The sequence below is a fragment of the Acidiluteibacter ferrifornacis genome, from assembly GCF_009909615.1.
GTDB classification, from domain to species: domain Bacteria; phylum Bacteroidota; class Bacteroidia; order Flavobacteriales_E; family Vicingaceae; genus Acidiluteibacter; species Acidiluteibacter ferrifornacis.
Genome location: NZ_WWNE01000006.1, coordinates 83,118 through 101,656 on the forward strand (window position 1 = coordinate 83,118; position 18,539 = coordinate 101,656).

The window sequence follows — 18,539 nt, forward strand, 5'->3', positions numbered from 1 at the left end:
TATTATTTCTTTCTTCTCTCGATTATATACTTACTTGATTGCTTCTTAGGAGCTCTAGTTTTGTATCCCTTAGATGGCAAACCTTTTCTAGATCTAGGATGTCCTCCTGAAGAACGACCTTCTCCACCACCCATTGGGTGATCTACAGGGTTCATAACAACCCCTCTTACTCTTGGACGTCTACCCAACCATCTTGATTTCCCAGCCTTACCTGAACGCTCTAACATATGGTCAGAGTTTGAAACAGCTCCAATAGTTGCCATACAAGTAGTCAAAATCATCCTGGTTTCACCAGAAGGCAATTTAATAACAACATACTTCTCTTCTCTTGCCACCAATTGAGCATAAGAACCAGCACTTCTTGCCATCTTACCACCTTGCCCAGGTCTTAATTCTATGTTATGAATAATTGTACCTAAAGGAATTTCTGAAAGTAACATTGCATTACCAACTTCAGGCTCAACACCCGGACCAGACATTACTGTTTGGTCAACTGCAATACCATTAGGAGCAACAATGTATCTCTTTTCACCATCAGCATACACTAACAATGCGATTCTTGCAGACCTATTCGGATCATACTCAACTGAAGCTACTCTAGCTGGAATGTTATGCTTATCTCTTTTGAAATCTATTACTCTATACTTTCGTTTGTGACCACCACCGATATAACGCATAGTCATTTTACCAGTGTTATTTCTACCACCAGATTTAGACTTAGTAGCAATCAAACTCTTCTCTGGAGTTGACGTTGTAATCTCTTCAAAAGTCGAAGCGTATTTAAATCTTTGCCCCGGTGTAGTTGGTCTTAACTTCTTTACTGCCATCTTTACTTTCTATTAAATATTACTGTAAAAATCAATTGTTTCTCCTTCTTCTAGAGTTACAATAGCTTTCTTAGTACTATTAGTTCTTCCTTCTACCCATCCTGTTCGGGTATATCTTGTCTTTTTCTTACCGAAAATATTCATGGTGTTTACATCTTTCACTGCAACACCATATGCTTTCTCAACAGCCTCTTTGATTTGAATCTTATTTGCTGCTTTATCAACAATAAATCCATATCTACCTAGACTTTCTGTTAGGTTAGTCATTTTTTCGGTAATTACCGGCTTTTGTATAATACTCATGGCTATTTAGCTTAATAATGTTTGAATTGACTCTAAAGACCCTTCACTTAGCAAAATATTTGACGCGTTCATCAAATCATATGTACTTAAACCTGAAGCAGTTACTACTTTAGTGTTTTTCAAATTTCGGGACGACAAATATATGTTTTTATTTAAATCTGAAAGCACAATTAATGATTTTTTATCATTTACTTTCAAATTTTCTAGTATCGACTTGAATTCCTTAGTCTTAGGAGCATCAAAAGTGAAGTCCTCGATAATTGACAATCCACCATTCTTTGCTTTATAAGATAGTGCCGATTTTCTAGCTAATGCTTTTAATTTTTTATTCAATTTAAAGCTATAGTTTCTTGGTCTTGGACCAAAGATAGTACCACCGCCTTTAAAAACAGGAGATTTAATGCTACCAGCTCTAGCGGTACCTGTACCCTTCTGCTTCTTAATTTTCTTAGTACTTCCAGTAACTTCAGCTCTTTCTTTAGCCTTACTTGTACCTTGTCTTTGATTTGCTAGATATTGTTTTACATCTAGGTAAATCGCATGATCATTAGGTTCAATACCGAAGATACTATCCGAAAGATTTACCTTCTTTTTGGTATCGCTACCCTTGATGTTCTTTACAGTTAATTCCATATCGTGATTCCTCCGGATATTTTACTTGTTAATAGTTACGATTGATCCTTTTGCACCTGGCACAGAACCTTTCAACACAATTAGGTTTTTCTCAGGATAAACTTTTACAACCTCTAAATTCTCAGTTGTAACTCTAACTCCACCCATTTGACCTGCCATTCTCATACCCTTCATTACTCTTGATGGAGTAGAAGCAGCACCAATAGAACCAGGAGCTCTTAACCTGTTGTGCTGTCCGTGAGTTTGACCACCAACACCGGCAAAACCATGTCTTTTAACAACCCCTTGGAAACCTTTTCCTTTAGAAGTCCCAGTTACATCTACCCATTCGCCCTCTGCGAATAAAGAAACATCAACTGAATCTCCAACTTTTTTATCTTCAAAACCTTTAAACTCGATAGTCTTGATTTTTGGAGTTGTACCTGCTTTTTTGAAATGACCTTTCATTGCAGCAGAAGTACGCTTCTCCTTTCTTTCTCCGTAACCTAATTGGATAGCTTCATAGCCATCAACTTCGGATGTCTTTACTTGTGTTACGACACAAGGACCTGCTTCTATAACTGTGCATGGGATATTCTTCCCCTCGGCACTAAAAACGCTGGTCATACCTATTTTTTTACCTATTATACCTGGCATCCTATTGATTATAAATTATTACTAATTATACTTTAATCTCAACATCAACTCCACTTGGCAATTCAAGTTTCATCAATGCATCTACTGTTTTAGAAGTAGAACTATAAATATCTAACAAACGCTTGTAAGAACTCAATTGAAACTGCTCTCTTGCCTTTTTACTAACATGAGGAGACTTCAATACTGTGTAAATTCTTTTGTGAGTAGGTAATGGAATTGGACCACTAACTACTGCGCCTGTTGACTTAACAGTCTTAACAATTTTTTCTGCTGATTTATCAACTAAGTTGAAATCGTAAGACTTTAATTTTATACGAATTTTTTGATTCATTCTATTTATCTTAAATATTAAGCTTCTACTTTTCCGTGAGCCTTGTCTATAACTACTTTAGCAAGGTTTTGTGGCAACTGATCATAGTGTGAGAACTCCATAGAAGAAGTCGCTCTACCTGAAGACATCGTTCTTAATGAGGTTACATATCCAAACATTTCTGACAATGGCACCTTAGCTTTAATTACTTTAGCTCCATTTCTATCATCCATACCATCTACTTGCCCTCTTCTTCTATTCAGGTCACCAACAATATCACCCATATACTCTTCTGGAGTTACAGCTTCCATCTTCATAATTGGCTCCAGAATTACGGGATTAGCTTTTGGCATTGCAGCTCTATAAGCCATCTTAGCTGCCAATTCAAATGATAATTGATCAGAATCCACAGGGTGGAAAGATCCGTCGTGTAAAGTAACCTTTAAACTATCAACAGGATATCCTGCAAGCACACCGTTCTTCATTGCTTCTTTAAAGCCTTTCTCAACAGAAGGAATAAATTCTTTTGGAACGTTACCACCTTTTACTTCGTTTACAAACTCCAACCCTTCTTTTTCTACATCAGCAACTGCTTCTATTGTCACTTGTATGTCTGCAAACTTACCTCGTCCACCAGATTGTTTCTTATAAACTTCTCTGTGTTGAACAGCTCCTGTGATAGTCTCTTTATAATTTACTTGTGGTGCGCCTTGATTACACTCCACTTTAAATTCTCTTTTTAATCGATCTAAGATAATATCCAAGTGAAGCTCACCCATTCCGCTTAATACAGTCTGACCAGAATCTTCATCCGTGTGAATAGTCAAAGTTGGATCTTCCTCAGATAATTTAGCTAAAGCCATACCCAATTTATCAACATCCGCCTGAGTTTTTGGCTCAATAGCAATACCGATTACTGGATCCGGGAAATCCATAGATTCTAAGACAATTGGATGTGCTTCATTACAAAGTGTATCTCCCGTTTTAATATCTTTAAATCCAACTAATGCAGCAATATCTCCCGCTTGTAATCTCTCAATTTGATTTTGCTTGTTCGCATGCATTTGAAAGATTCTTGAAATACGCTCTTTCTTACCAGTTCTAGAATTTAAAATATAAGAACCCGCCTCAAGAACTCCAGAATATGCTCTAGTAAAGCACAAACGCCCTACGAAAGGATCTGTTGCAATTTTAAATGCTAATGCAGCGAAAGGTTCATCTATACTTGGCTTTCTGCTTGCTGGTTGATCAGTATTTGGATTCACACCATCAATAGCCTCAACATCCATAGGTGAAGGCAATAATTCCATCACATAATTCAGCATTGTTTGAACACCCTTATTCTTAAAAGATGAACCACACAACATTGGTACAATCTTCATAGAAATAGTAGCCTCTCTTAATGCTTTTAAGATCTCATCCTCTGAAATAGAATTTGGATCTTCAAAATATTTCTCCATTAACGTGTCGTCAAATTCAGCAATTGCCTCCAATAATAATTCACGGTAATGCGTAGCTTCTTCAATCATATCTTCTGGAACGTCGATTGTCTCATAGGTCATCCCCATATCCTCTTCATTCCAAATAATACCTCTCATGTTTAATAAGTCAACAACTCCTCTAAAGTTCTCTTCAGAACCAATAGGCAATTGTAAAGGAACAGCAGTACTACCTAACATCTCCTTCACTTGCTTACATACTTTCAAAAACTCAGCACCCTGACGGTCCATTTTATTTACGAAACCTAAACGAGCTACATTGTAGTTATTTGCCAACCTCCAGTTAGTCTCAGATTGTGGTTCAACACCATCAACCGCACTAAATAAGAATACTAAACCATCTAATACACGCAAAGATCTGTTCACTTCAACAGTAAAGTCAACGTGTCCTGGAGTGTCAATAATATTAATATGGTATTGGTGATCTTTATAAGGCCAAAACACAGTAGTTGCAGCAGAAGTAATTGTGATACCTCTTTCTTGCTCTTGCTCCATCCAGTCCATAGTAGCTCCACCATCGTGAACCTCACCAATTTTGTGACTTACTCCTGAATAATATAAAATACGCTCAGTGGTAGTTGTCTTTCCAGCATCAATATGTGCTGCGATACCAATATTTCTGGTGTATTTAAGATCTCTTTTTGCCATTGTATTATTTTCTTCTTGTGTAATATTAGAATCTAAAATGAGAGAACGCCTTATTTGCTTCTGCCATTCTGTGAGTATCTTCTTTCTTCTTGTGAGAAGCGCCTTCTTCTTTAAAAGCAGCGATAATTTCTCCAGCTAATTTATCAGCCATTGTTTTCTCGTTTCTTTTTCTCGCATATCCAATCATTGCCTTTACAGCCATTGACGTTTTTCTTTCGTCACGGATTTGCTGAGGAATTTGAAACGTCGCTCCCCCTACTCTTCTACTTCTAACCTCTACTTGTGGAGTTACATTCTCAACCGCTTTTTTCCACACTTCTAACGCATTCTCATCTTTCAATCTCTCTTGAACAATATCAATCGCAGAATAAAATATTTGATACGCTATACTTTTCTTACCATCCAACATCATGTTGTTAACAAATCTTGTAACATCAACGTTATTAAATCTTGGATCTGGAAGAATTGGTCTACTTTTAGCTCTAGTCTTTCTCATGGTTTCTTACCTTAATACTTTTAAAGTCTTTTATCTTATTTTTTTGGTCTTTTAGCACCGTACTTAGATCTTCTTTGAGTACGTCCAGCAACACCAGCAGTATCTAAAGCCCCTCTTACGATGTGATAACGAACCCCAGGCAAATCCTTTACTCTACCACCTCTCACTAACACTATAGAGTGCTCTTGCAGGTTGTGTCCCTCTCCAGGAATGTAAGCATTCACTTCTTTTTGGTTGGTTAATCTTACCCTTGCTACTTTTCTCATCGCTGAGTTAGGCTTCTTAGGTGTTGTAGTATATACTCTTACACAAACTCCTCTTCTTTGAGGACAAGAATCTAAAGCAGCAGATTTACTTTTCTTTTCAAGCTTTACTCTACCTTTTCTTACAAGTTGTTGAATCGTTGGCATACGTTATTATTTATATAAATGCACAAATTATCCCAAATTTTTGGGGACGCAAATGTACAAGATTTTTTATTTAAAGCAATGATGCAATTAATTTTTTTTAAATATTTTATGTAGTTTTTTTCTACACCGTTATTTAAAGCGCAAAATTCCACATTTTTTGATTCATTTCAAGACGAAAAAAAATCAAAATATCTCTTCTTAGAATTAAATCTTATCAATCGACCCTAAAAAATTGACTGATTCCCTAATTTTGTACTCATGGATTATTTAGCAGGATTAAACGAAGCTCAGAAAGCTGCGGTTATAAATACAGAAGGCCCTACTATGGTAATAGCAGGTGCAGGGTCAGGAAAAACTAGGGTGCTTACATTTCGTATTGCCCATATGTTGCAAAAAGGTGTTGACCCCTTTAATATTCTTTCTTTAACCTTTACCAATAAGGCTGCTAAAGAAATGAAGGAAAGAATTTCAAAAATTGTGGGAGGAAATGAGGCTAGGAATCTATGGATGGGAACTTTCCACTCTATTTTCGCTCGTATACTCAGAAGCGAAGCTGAAAAATTACATTACCCCTCTAATTTCACCATATACGATTCTGCAGACTCTAAAAGCCTTATTAAAGATATTCTAAAGCAATTAGGACTCGATGACAAATCGTATAAACCTTCTCTAGTTTTAAACCGTATTTCTTCTGCTAAGAACAATTTAATTTCAGCACAAGCCTACCTAAACAATGTAACCATACAATCTGAAGATCGCCAAATGGGGAAACCTAAAATTGGTGAAGTTTATAAACTATATGAGCAACGCTGCTTCAGAGCAGGTGCAATGGATTTTGATGATTTATTATTCAAAACCAATATTCTATTGCGGGATTTTCCAGAGGTATTGCATAAATACCAGCACAGATTCAAGTATATTTTAGTAGATGAGTATCAAGACACCAACTATTCACAATACTTAATAGTTAAAAAACTCGCAGCAGTCAACGAAAATATTTGTGTTGTTGGTGATGATGCTCAAAGTATATATGCATTTAGAGGAGCGAATATTCAAAACATTTTAAATTTTGAGAAGGATTACCCAGATTTAAAAACCTTCAAATTAGAACAAAACTATCGATCGACTAAAAACATCGTTAACGCTGCAAATTCAGCCATAAAAAACAACAAAGAACAACTGGATAAAGAGGTTTGGACAGCCAATGATGAAGGGACTAAAATCAGGGTTAGTCATACCCTTACCGATAATGAAGAAGGGCGGATGGTAGCTAATTCCATATTTGAGACTAAATTAAATAATCAAGCTAGGAATGAAGATTTTGCCATACTGTATCGAACGAATGCTCAATCTCGTTCTATGGAGGAGGGATTAAGAAAGCAGGACATTCCTTACAAAATATATGGTGGTTTATCTTTTTATCAGAGAAAAGAAATTAAAGATCTTTTAGCCTATTGTAGACTAGTCATTAATCCTTCCGACGAAGAAGCGATAAAAAGAGTAATTAACTACCCTACAAGAGGAATAGGTAAGACGACAATTGATAGAATCCTATTTGCTGCCTCTGAACAAGACACTAGTCTATGGAATATAATTAAGCAAATTAAAACCACTAATGTAGGTGTCAGTGCGGCCGTTCAAAATAAAGTAATGGATTTCGCTGTAATGATTAACAACTTTTCTAAAATGGTAGATAAGTTAAGCGCATATGATTTAGCTAGTAATATTGCACAGTCAACCGGAATTCTAAAAGAACATTTTTCGGATAAAACTCCGGAAGGTATAGCTAGGTATGATAACGTTCAAGAATTGTTAAATGGAATCAAAGAATTTTGTGAAGATAAACCAGAAGGAGACACTTCACTAAGGACTTTGGATTTGTATATGCAAGACATTGCACTACTTACTGACATCGACAATGAAAATGAAGATGATAGAGATAAAGTAAGTTTAATGACCATACATGCGGCAAAAGGTCTAGAATTTCCTTATGTATACCTAGTCGGTTTAGAGGAAAATCTCTTCCCATCTCAGATGTCGCTAAACTCTAGATCAGATCTTGAAGAAGAAAGAAGATTGTTTTACGTCGCCATTACTCGTGCTGAAAAGCAAGTGAATATAAGTTATGCATCTTCGAGGTATAAGTGGGGTAATTTAATCAGTTGTGAACCGAGTCGATTCATCGAGGAAATTGACGAAAAGTATTTGGAGTATGACATGCCTCCTCAAAGAGTAGGTAAATCTAGCACAGGATTTGGAAGAACTACTGAGATTGAAAATAGACCAACACCTCAAGCTGGAAAAAAGACGATGATCTACACTAAGAAAAAACAAGACCCTAGACCATCTGCAACGATAATTCCTCCAAGAAAGAAGATGGTAAAAGTCACTGATAACATTCCAGATGATCCATCATTTACGACACTTGCAAATAATATTGAAATAGGATTTCGAGTTCAACATTTGCGATTTGGAAAAGGTGAAATCACTGCATTAGAGGGAACTCCTCCCAATGTTAAAGCGACGATTCTATTCGATCAGATCGGCGAAAAACAGCTATTGCTAAAATTTGCGAAACTGAAGATTATTAAATAACTCAGATATTGTAGTTTCAACTGAAATCATTATTATTACTTTTGAAGCTGATTTTGAAAAATAAAGAATGAATTATAACACATCAAGACCACACTTAATTATCCCAGAATATGGACGCCATATTCAAAAAATGATTGATTATGCAGTTGGTATAGAAGAAGAAAGTGAAAGAGAGAAAGTAGCTCATGCTATAATAAACGTAATGGGAACATTGAATCCACACCTTAGAGATGTTCCAGATTTTGCACATAAATTATGGGATCACCTGTTCATCATGTCTGATTTCAGATTAAAAGTTACTTCTCCATACCCGCTGCCCGCTGTTGAGGAGCTAATTGAGAAACCAAAGCACATGCCCTACCCTCAAAATGATATCCGTTTTAAGCATTATGGCAAAGGAGTTGAAAAGTTAATCAGTGCTGCGATTGAAATGGAGGAAGGAGAAGAAAAGACCGCGCTAACTGTATCAATAGCAAACTTGATGAAGAAGTTTTATTTAAGTTGGAACCGAGACTCTGTTGACGATAAAGTAATCTTGAACGATTTAAATAGACTTTCTAAATCCAAATTAACTTTACCTGAAGGGACAGAATTGGAGTCCACGCAAACCATCATTCAAAAAGCAGGACTAAATGCTCCTAAACAGAACTTTTCAAAGAAAGGAAAGAAACGTTCAAAGTCGAATAATAACAACTACAAAAAGAAAAAATATTAATACATCTAGCACATGGGCACTTTTGAAATAGAAGGAGGTAAACGACTAAAAGGAGAATTAATTCCGCAAGGAGCAAAAAATGAAGCATTGCAAGTTTTATGCGCAGTATTACTAACTCCTGAAAAAGTAATCATTCGAAAAGTGCCTAATATTGTTGATGTTAATAAGCTTATAGATTTACTTCAAGATCTTGGAGTAAAAGTTGAGAAATTGGGTCCTGAAGACTATTCATTTCAAGCAGACGATATTGACATTGAATACTTAAATAGTCAAACTTTCAAGAAAAAAGGAGCTAGTTTAAGAGGCTCTGTAATGATATTAGGACCTCTTTTAGCTCGATTTGGTAAAGGTTATATTCCTAAACCAGGTGGAGATAAAATTGGTAGAAGAAGATTAGATACTCACTTTTTAGGATTTGAAAAGTTGGGCGCTGAATTCGTTTACAATGAAAAGAGTAAGTTCTACAAAGTAAACGCTAAGAATCTTCAGGGTACTTATATGCTTCTGGATGAAGCCTCTGTTACTGGAACTGCGAATATTATTATGGCAGCCGTAATGGCAAACGGAGAAACAGAAATTTATAACGCTGCCTGTGAACCATATATTCAACAATTATGTAAAATGTTGAATAAAATGGGAGCAAAAATTCAAGGAGTTGGTTCCAATCTATTAAAGATTACAGGAGTAAAGAACCTTGGCGGATGTGAACACAAAATTTTACCGGATATGATTGAGATTGGTAGTTTCATTGGATTAGCCGCAATGACTCAATCGGAAATTACGATAAAAGATGTTTCTTATCCTGATTTAGGAAGAATTCCTTCCGTATTCAGAAGTTTAGGTATAAAAATCGAGTTGAGAGGCGATGATTTATTCATACCTGCTCAAAAAAGCTATGAAGTTCAGCCATTTATAGATGGATCAATTTTAACCATTGCAGATGCACCATGGCCCGGATTCACTCCAGATCTATTAAGTATTATCTTAGTAGTTGCTACTCAAGCTAAAGGATCTGTTTTAGTTCATCAGAAAATGTTTGAGAGTCGACTTTTCTTCGTGGATAAACTAATTGATATGGGCGCTCAAATTATATTGTGCGATCCTCACAGAGCTACAGTGATTGGCATGGACAGAAAGACACCTTTGCGTGGTATTCAAATGACATCACCTGACATTCGTGCAGGAGTTTCTTTATTAATTGCTGCCATGTCTGCTAAAGGAAAGAGTACCATTCACAATATTGAACAAATTGATAGAGGTTACCAAAATATTGATGAGCGATTAAACGCATTAGGTGCTAGTATTAAAAGAATTAATTAAAAATTAAAAGTCATGAAAAAGTTTTGGACAGTTTTTACTATTGTATGTTTCTCCGGTTTTATTTACAGCTTTATGCCGCAACCTGAGCCCACTTTTGAAGGCGAAAATGTCGGTTTAAAAATTGGGAATATTGCTCCCAATATCTCTTTAAATGATCCCAATGGGAAAACGATAGAATTAAAAGATTTAAGAGGGCAATTAGTATTAATTGACTTCTGGGCAAGCTGGTGCAGACCATGCAGAATGGAGAACCCAAACGTAGTGGCCAACTACAAAAAATTCAAAGACACTAAATTCAAGAATGGAAAAGGTTTTACGGTCTATAGCGTTTCTCTAGACCGTGCAAAAGCGGCATGGCAAAATGCTATTATGCAAGATGGGTTGATGTGGTCAAATCATGTGAGCGATTTAAAATACTGGCAATCAGAAGCTGCCACTCTATATGGAATTAGATCTATTCCTGCAGCTTATTTGATTGATGGGGATGGAATTATTATTGGTAAAGGACAATCATTAAGAGGTCAAGGCTTGTCCACCACCTTGAATTCCTTTGTAAAATAAAAAACTAACACAGTAAAAATAAAAGACAGGTAGTTATATCTGTCTTTTTTGTATTTAAACATTTCGTAAACTGTCAATTTGACACAATATTATGTTTGGCAAAAGAATTGACAAAGGGTGGAAACGAATTATAGATAGACTTAAGATGAAAGCAGAGGAAAATACCCAAGAAGAAGACGTATTGAAAAATGAATCGGCAGCGTCCGAAAATAGCACTGAGGAAGTAAAAGAAGAGGCCCCACAACTAACTCCGTTAGAAGAAATGGAGATTCAAGTTAAGGAGTTAAATGACAAATACCTCCGATTGTATTCTGAATTCGATAATTATAGAAAACGAACTCAAAAAGAGCGTTTAGAAATGATTCAGACCGCGGGAGAAGATGTTATAAAAATGATGCTTCCTATAATAGATGACTTTGAAAGAGCACAAAAATCAATGGATGAAAAAGCAGACTTTCAAATGTTAAAAGATGGGGTTGACTTGATTTATAATAAGCTTTTAAATAGCTTAGCTACTAAGGGATTAACTCCAATGTCTAGTTCTATTGGAGAAAAATTCGATAGTGATATTCAAGAAGCAATTACTCAAGTTCCCGCACCAAGTGAAGATTTAAAAGGTAAGGTGATTGATGAAGTTGAAAAAGGTTATATGCTCAAAGAAAAGGTGATTCGTTTTGCGAAAGTAGTTGTAGGGCAATAATTCTTAAAAAATTAAGATGGCAAAGAGAGATTATTACGAAGTTTTAGGTGTTTCTAAAAGCGCCTCTGAAAGTGAGATAAAAAAGGCATACCGTAAACTTGCTTTAAAATATCATCCGGATAAAAATCCAGATGATAAAGCAGCAGAAGAAAAGTTTAAAGAGGCTGCTGAAGCATATGAAGTGCTTAGTAACGCTGAAAAGAAGCAGCGATACGATCAGTTTGGTCATGCTGGAACGCAAGGTGCCGGTGGTTTCGGTGGCGGTGGCATGAACATGGATGACATATTTTCACAATTTGGTGACATTTTTGGCGGAGCTTTTGGAGGCGGTGGCGGATTTGGCGGCTTCGGTGGAGGTGGCGGAAGACGTCAACGTGTAAACCGAGGAAGCAATTTACGGGTGAAAGTTACATTGTCATTGGAAGACGTAGTGAATGGTGTAAAGAAAAAAATTAAACTCAATAAATATGTGAAATGTACCCCGTGCTCTGGTACTGGAGCTGAAGGTGGCAGCGGATTTTCTACGTGTGATACCTGTAAGGGAAATGGGCAAGTAAATAGAGTAACCAACACATTTTTAGGTCAGATGCAGACCACCACCACTTGCCCAACTTGCGGAGGTGATGGAAAAATTATTACCAATAAATGTAATAAGTGTCATGGAGATGGAATAGAGAAAGGGGAAGAAGTAGTAGAAATCAATATTCCAGCTGGTGTTGAGCAAGGCATGCAACTATCCGTTAGTGGAAAAGGTAATATGGGCCCTAAAGGAGGAATTGCAGGAGACTTAATCGTAGTGATTGAAGAGGAAGAGCATGCTGATCTAAAACGAGATGGACTCAATTTATTATATGATTTATACATTAGCTTTACCGACGCTGTATTGGGCGGAAGTGCAGAAATTCCAACTGTAGGCGGAAAGGTTAAGGTTAAAATTGAAGCAGGGACTCAAGGTGGAAAAGTTCTTCGACTTAAAGGAAAAGGAATTCCAGAATTGAACGGTTATAGAACAGGAGATTTACTCGTGAATGTGAATATTTGGACTCCTCAGAAATTGTCGAAAAACGAAAAAGAAACCATCGAAAAATTAAAAGATTCCAAAAACTTCCAGCCACAACCCACAGAAAAAGACAAAGGATTTTTCGAGCGAATGAAAGATCACTTTAGATAAACACTTAGTTATTAATACGTAGAACGGCCTTAATATTTTAAGGCCGTTTTTTTTGTTCGTTTTTAACATTTAATCCTTTATAAAGTTAAAAATCCAAAGAATTTATATCCGTATATTGTGATAATATTGCAATTGTTACAGATTGACTCACTACACTAATGAAGCTAACTCTACAGCTATTCTTAACAATAGTTGCAATTCACGTATTGCAATTTCTCCCTAGCCTAGCCTTTGGTAATGTTCAAGACCCTATTCCTTTTACCACTATAATAAAGGATTTAGATATCTCGCATCAACTGTTTCACTTTGAGGACACCACCAACTCTTTAGACGTCACTTCTGTCAATCAACTATATAAAGAAGGGCATTTTAATCAAATTGACAAACCTTTTAAAAACTGGGAAAAAGAAAGTTTCAACCAATGGTTCAGACTAAAATTTCTAAATGAGGTTCCGAGTATTCAAGATTGGATGTTGGCTGTAGAATACCCTCCGCTCGATACCGTTGAATTATATTATTTGGAAAATAACAAATGGAGTAAAATTCTTTTAGGCGGACTAACCAAAGCTTCCAACAGACGATTCAATAACAGATTTTATATATTTCCAATCAGTGTTCCTTACAAGAACATTGAGACTTTTTACCTGCGGGTAAAAACAGAAGGAGCCCTTCATCTTCCAGTGAAGGTTTATAACCCTTTCTATTTTTATGAAATAAACTTTAATCAAGAAGCCCCGTTTTTTATACTATATGGAATCATCATCATTATGATGATTTACAATCTAATTATATACTTCTCTTTAAAAGATAAAACCTACCTCTATTACGTCTTTTTTACTGGTTCTTTATTTATATTTTTCAATTCTCTTCACGGACACTTATACCATTATGTGGTAGGAGAATTTCCCTATATTTCTAAGTTTACCAATACGATTTCGCTCTCCTTAATTGTTACAACATCGTGCCTTTTTGCGCGGCAATTTTTTGGTCTTACCTCCAAAAATAAAATTTGGTTCTATTTAATGAATACAGGTATTGTTGTAGGGCTAATTAATATTGTCCTTACTCCTTTCCTTTCAACCGTCTCCTCTTTAATCAATGGCACCTTATTAATGCTAATATTCTCGACGATCATATTGGTATTCTCCATTAGAAGTGTAAAAAAAGGAGAATACTCTTCAACTGCTTTTCTAATCGGTTGGGTCGCATTTTATATTGGCACCTTCTGTCTATTACTTGAAAAAACAGGCTATTTGCCTTTTAATTCTATCACCTCTAACCTACCGGGAATCACTACTAGTACATTAGTTGCCCTGCTATCAATTGCATTGATTAATAAGTTTAGATTAATCAAAGAAGAAAAAGAGCGAGCACAGCTAAAAGCTTTGGAATTAGAAATTCAAACTAGTGAAAACCTAGATCGAAAAGTAAAAGAAAGAACTGTTGAATTAGAGAAACAAAAAGACATAGCCGAAACCATTAAAGAAGAACTACTCTCTAGTATCAACTATGCAAAAGGAATCCAAAAGTCGATCATGCCTCCACGCAGTGAATTGAAGAAATACTTTAAAGATGGATTTCTTTTATTTAAACCTAGAGACATTGTTAGTGGTGACTTCTATTGGTTGTATAAGACTAAAGATGATATTGTGCTGTGGACTGTAGCCGACTCTACTGGTCACGGTGTGCCCGGAGCATTTTTAAGTATTATAGGAAATTTTCTATTGAATGAAGTAGCTGTAGACAAAGAAATCAATACGACTAATAAAGTATTGGATTCCATGCGAAACTCTGTTATTAAAGCGTTGAGTAATAACTCTAAGCCAGACAAACAGCTGAAGGATGGAATGGACATGGTATTTTGCGCATGGGATATGAAAACCAATCGATTGCAGTTTTCCGGTGCCAATAATCCACTCTATCTGATTCGGCAGAATGAGTTAATCGTTTATAAAACGGATAGACAACCGGTGGGCTACCATTTAGGAGAAGCCACTCCTTTTACTGCCAGAGAAATTCAGCTAGAGAAAGGAGATAAAATCTATTTGTTCTCAGATGGCTATTACGATCAATTTGGAGGAGAAAAAGGCAAGAAGTTTAAAGTGACTAACTTTAGAAAACTCCTATTGAGCATTCAAGATAAACCAATGAGCGAGCAACTAGACGAATTGCGAACCACTTTAGATTGGTGGATGGGAGACGAAGCTCAAATAGACGACATCTGTGTGATGGGCGTGGAGATTTAGAAAACCCTATTTACAGCGAGTTATCATAGAAAAAGAAAGGGCTTTAAATTAGTTGAAGCCCTTTCTTTCTGGGTTAGTCTAATTTAATCTATTACTAAATTACCACTTTTAGTAAGCGTGGAATTACTAATCAGACGGTAAAAATAGATGCCTTGTTGCAGCTCGGTCAGTGAAATAATATGCTTTTGATGATCCCCATTTAACTGTTCCGTTAGTTGCAATTGCCCTAAAGTGTTGTACAACTCAAAGCGCCCATTTTCGTTAGAAGAAGCAGTAAATTCAACGGTAATTTGATCGTGTGCCGGATTGGGGTAAATGGAAAACTCTTCTTGTTTGTTTGCACTATTTTCTGCTACCCCTATCGAAGTAGTGATGCTATCGCAATGACCCAAATACAAATTATCAATGAAGTAGTAAGTGCCATAATAATTTGGATCCTTTCCTCCACCAACAAAAAATGTATCAATGCCCAAAGTATCGTTAAAATTACCAATAGTTAAATAGCGTTCCCCTCCGACTGCGGTATATTGAAAATTAAATTCTGTCCAATTGAGTTTATCGGTTATATAATTGGTGGGAGAAACAATCAACTGTGGCGTATAGGGTAGATTAAAATTAGATGTAGAGGATACTGCGGTATTGGACAAATAGATCCCAAGTTGACCTCTTGAGGCATGTGTCATTGAGTCAGGCAAATTAACATACAATTGCATACAATATGTTGAATCTTTGGTTAAATTATTTCTAAGTTTTGTTTGTATATAATCCCTCATCGAAGGTGGATTTCTAATTAACAAATACATAACAAGTCCAAAGTAAGAAGAACCGTTATAAGCATGCTGATTTCCAAAAAAATTTTGAGGGACAGTCCACTTAAACTGATTAAAAGGAGTATAATGTTCTCCAACACTATTAAACCCACTGGGAGAAGTCCATTGTTTAGGAAATGTAAACCCCCCCCCATAACTAATCGTGTCCTCAAAACTTCCATTGGGGATTAAATTCTGTGCGGCGCAAGGCGCCACACAGAAGATAAAGATTATGATGATTAAATTTTTCATATTAGTCTACTATTAATTTGCCACTTTGAGTAAGCGTGGAATTACTAATCAGACGATAAAAATAGACGCCTTGTTGCATGTCATTTAATTTTAATGTAACGTTTTATTAGTTGTACTGACTTCATCCTTGTGTTCTTTTGGCTTGACCCAAAATGAACCAAAAGATCAAGTCTTTGATTTTCCTTCTGCTGATTCCTTCCTAAAGTCTAAGACCTACGCCGGATCTCCTCAATTCTTCGGAGCTAGACGAACTTACTAAGACTTTATTTCGAAATCCTTGAAGAAAACTCAAGGACAAATACCCTATGGCCATTTGATAAAAAACTGTTTTTTCTACTTTCAATTTTGTCATCCAGAATATTTCGACTGCGCTCAATACAGGCTTTTTCGAGTTTACAATTTGCCACGTCCAAATAAAAGATAAAAAGGTAATGACCTCAAAAACAAACCTACCTCAACAAACTCAACGTCCCTTTATACGTTTCTCCATCGTGTGTGATGATGTAGAAATAAACAGCAGTAGCGCAGTTATTTCCATCCCATGAGGGATTGTTTTTCCAATGTGCCACTTTCATGCCCCATACATTATAAATAGTAATGTCTAATGGCAAGCCATTGGTATTTCCCAATTCCCAAGTATCATTGTTGCCATCGCCGTTGGGGGTAAAAATGTTTGGAATAATTAACGCGCACGGTTCTACTAATACTTCTATTTTACTTCTTTCTTGCGCAACACAGCTATCTACTTCCGTTTCTATATAGAACGTTTGGTTGTTTTTTACTTTAAAGGAATAAGCAAACCCTTGAAAAAATGGGACAGTTGCTGTTTGAGAACTGTACCAATTGAGTGCAGAAATGTATTCCGGAAAATGGGGTACAATGGTTTCTGTAGTGTTTCGACAAAAACCAACTGAAGTATCTTTCAGTACAGGCGGATCATTCACTTCTACTTTTAAAGGTTCAGAATAATAATAATCACAAATTGAAAACCGATAGTAAGTCGTTTCTATTGGCTGATGGGTAGCAACAGTAGACTCATTTAGTGGAAGCCAATCGATTTGGTTTATACTGTATTGCCATTGTGGGTCGCCTTTACTGTTTTCACTTTTTAATGCAACAGAAGTTCCAAAACAAATTAATGAATCGCTGCTACTGATTGAACCAAGGGACAGATTATTGACAATGACTGTATCTAAAAAGTTGTTCGTAGTGTCTTCATCTGCTTTTAAGCGAGCCACTATTTTAAGTTGATAAGACTGACCAATTATAGAAAGGTTAATTGGGTTTAAAGGGAATGAAATACTGCTGTCTTGCCCCAACAAATGGCCGTTGTGGTTAAATGAATTATTGCTTATTTCTTGCTGAAAGCTCTGTATCACATTTCCATTACCTAAAACTTCGGCAGAAATTACTAACGTATCTTTTGTAAAATCAAGGGAATCTACACCCTTATTTTTTAAGGATAGATTGAATCCCGTATTCTTGGTATAACAAGCCGTTTCATTAAACAAAGAATTGATTGAAAGGTCTTTTTTCAAGGGAATACTATCACAGTGGCTGAGCCACACATTATCAATGTAATAATAACTTCTTTTAAAATATAGCTCCTTGCCTCCGTTTTGCAAAGGCAATGTATCTACAAAACTATAAGGTCGAAAATTGCCTAGCGTAATAAACCGTTCACCACCTTGAGCGGTATATTGGAAGTTATATTCTATCCAGTTGACTTTATCCGTAATGTAAGTCATGGGAGAAACTATGATTTGAGGCGAATAATTCAAAACCTCTGGATTATTAGAGCTAATGGCATTATTGGAAAAGTAAATCCCCAATTGATTTCGAGAAGCCAATTGGCAAGAATCTGCCAAACTGATGTAAAATTGCAAACAATAAATACTGTCTTTTTTTAGCGTTTGTTTCAATCGGGCTTGTAAATACTCTCTTAAAACATCTGGGTTTGTTGCATACCCATTCAAGACTAATCCCATATAGGCTATACCTGTTTTCGGATATTGATAGCCAACAACATTTAAAGGCATTCCATTCGAAAAAAAACCTCCTGGCACCCCTATTTCCTTATTCTTTGGAGAGAAATAATCGGGACTTCCTTGATTGGCGGTTGTCCAATCTGTAGCTATATGATAATAATAAGGTGTCCCAGGAGGAATAGGAACAGTATCCTCAAAAGAATAATTCGGAATCAGATTTTGCCCTGAAGCATATGGGCAAAATCCAACTCCGAATAAAATAAATATTGTGATTAATATTCTCATTCAGGTTATAAATAGTAGATAACAAATATAAAGTATTTGAAATTGAGTAGATTCATTTAACTCTATAAAAATTGGATATATGCTACTGAACTTGAAAATGATTCATATCAATAACTTCATTTGATATTTATTCTT

The 18,539-nt window shown here is 36.0% G+C and carries 17 protein-coding genes; 7 read left to right on the forward strand and 10 right to left on the reverse strand.

Annotation, left to right across the window (positions count from 1 at the left end; all coding sequences use genetic code 11):
* Positions 1-2 precede the first annotated feature (2 nt).
* The 8 genes from rplB to rpsL are packed head-to-tail and all read right to left on the reverse strand — an operon-like array spanning position 3 to position 5,762.
* Entirely contained in the window at positions 3-827 is an 825-nt protein-coding gene (gene rplB / locus GQN54_RS06920) for a 50S ribosomal protein L2 (protein WP_160632806.1), read from the reverse strand.
* A 12-nt stretch (positions 828-839) separates the two neighbouring features.
* Entirely contained in the window at positions 840-1,130 is a 291-nt protein-coding gene (rplW, locus tag GQN54_RS06925) for a 50S ribosomal protein L23 (protein ID WP_160632807.1), read from the reverse strand.
* Positions 1,131-1,136: 6 nt separating this feature from the next.
* Positions 1,137-1,763, reverse strand: a complete 627-nt coding sequence (gene rplD, locus GQN54_RS06930; RefSeq protein WP_160632808.1) for a 50S ribosomal protein L4 — start codon at positions 1,761-1,763, stop codon at positions 1,137-1,139.
* A gap of 21 nt (positions 1,764-1,784) precedes the next feature.
* A complete protein-coding gene (gene rplC, locus GQN54_RS06935; protein WP_160632809.1) occupies positions 1,785-2,399 on the reverse strand; it encodes a 50S ribosomal protein L3 in 615 nt (204 codons plus the stop codon).
* A gap of 25 nt (positions 2,400-2,424) precedes the next feature.
* A complete protein-coding gene (gene rpsJ, locus GQN54_RS06940; protein WP_160632810.1) occupies positions 2,425-2,730 on the reverse strand; it encodes a 30S ribosomal protein S10 in 306 nt (101 codons plus the stop codon).
* Positions 2,731-2,747: 17 nt separating this feature from the next.
* Positions 2,748-4,856: an elongation factor G gene (gene fusA, locus GQN54_RS06945; protein ID WP_160632811.1), complete on the reverse strand. Its 2,109-nt coding sequence runs from the start codon at positions 4,854-4,856 to the stop codon at positions 2,748-2,750.
* A 25-nt stretch (positions 4,857-4,881) separates the two neighbouring features.
* On the reverse strand, positions 4,882-5,352 hold the full coding sequence (gene rpsG, locus GQN54_RS06950; RefSeq protein WP_160632812.1) for a 30S ribosomal protein S7: 471 nt from the start codon (positions 5,350-5,352) through the stop codon (positions 4,882-4,884).
* 35 nt (positions 5,353-5,387) lie between these two features.
* Positions 5,388-5,762 (reverse strand): 30S ribosomal protein S12, encoded by a 375-nt coding sequence (gene rpsL / locus GQN54_RS06955; protein ID WP_160632813.1) that lies wholly within the window; start codon positions 5,760-5,762, stop codon positions 5,388-5,390.
* Positions 5,763-6,020: 258 nt separating this feature from the next.
* Here rpsL and GQN54_RS06960 point away from each other — a divergent pair, with 258 nt between their 5' ends.
* The 7 genes from GQN54_RS06960 (at position 6,021) to GQN54_RS06990 (ending at position 15,070) form a co-directional block, all read left to right on the forward strand.
* Positions 6,021-8,357, forward strand: coding sequence for an ATP-dependent helicase (locus GQN54_RS06960; RefSeq protein WP_160632814.1), 2,337 nt, complete (start codon positions 6,021-6,023; stop codon positions 8,355-8,357).
* A gap of 67 nt (positions 8,358-8,424) precedes the next feature.
* Positions 8,425-9,072, forward strand: a complete 648-nt coding sequence (locus GQN54_RS06965; RefSeq protein ID WP_160632815.1) for a DUF4290 domain-containing protein — start codon at positions 8,425-8,427, stop codon at positions 9,070-9,072.
* Positions 9,073-9,084: 12 nt separating this feature from the next.
* Complete coding sequence (gene murA, locus GQN54_RS06970; protein ID WP_160632816.1) at positions 9,085-10,392, forward strand: UDP-N-acetylglucosamine 1-carboxyvinyltransferase; 1,308 nt, start codon at positions 9,085-9,087, stop codon at positions 10,390-10,392.
* 12 nt (positions 10,393-10,404) lie between these two features.
* Positions 10,405-10,953: a peroxiredoxin family protein gene (locus GQN54_RS06975; RefSeq protein WP_160632817.1), complete on the forward strand. Its 549-nt coding sequence runs from the start codon at positions 10,405-10,407 to the stop codon at positions 10,951-10,953.
* Positions 10,954-11,044: 91 nt separating this feature from the next.
* Complete coding sequence (locus GQN54_RS06980) at positions 11,045-11,653, forward strand: nucleotide exchange factor GrpE (protein ID WP_235932998.1); 609 nt, start codon at positions 11,045-11,047, stop codon at positions 11,651-11,653.
* Between the two features lie 16 nt (positions 11,654-11,669).
* Entirely contained in the window at positions 11,670-12,824 is a 1,155-nt protein-coding gene (gene dnaJ, locus GQN54_RS06985; protein WP_160632818.1) for a molecular chaperone DnaJ, read from the forward strand.
* 158 nt (positions 12,825-12,982) lie between these two features.
* Positions 12,983-15,070, forward strand: a complete 2,088-nt coding sequence (locus GQN54_RS06990; protein WP_160632819.1) for a 7TM diverse intracellular signaling domain-containing protein — start codon at positions 12,983-12,985, stop codon at positions 15,068-15,070.
* Positions 15,071-15,153: 83 nt separating this feature from the next.
* Here the strand turns inward: GQN54_RS06990 and GQN54_RS06995 are convergent, their stop codons facing one another.
* Positions 15,154-16,131, reverse strand: coding sequence for a T9SS type A sorting domain-containing protein (locus tag GQN54_RS06995; protein ID WP_160632820.1), 978 nt, complete (start codon positions 16,129-16,131; stop codon positions 15,154-15,156).
* A gap of 449 nt (positions 16,132-16,580) precedes the next feature.
* Positions 16,581-18,404 carry a T9SS type B sorting domain-containing protein gene (locus GQN54_RS07000; protein WP_160632821.1) on the reverse strand — a complete coding sequence of 608 codons (1,824 nt, stop codon included), beginning with the start codon at positions 18,402-18,404 and terminating at the stop codon, positions 16,581-16,583.
* Between the last annotated feature and the right edge of the window lie 135 nt (positions 18,405-18,539).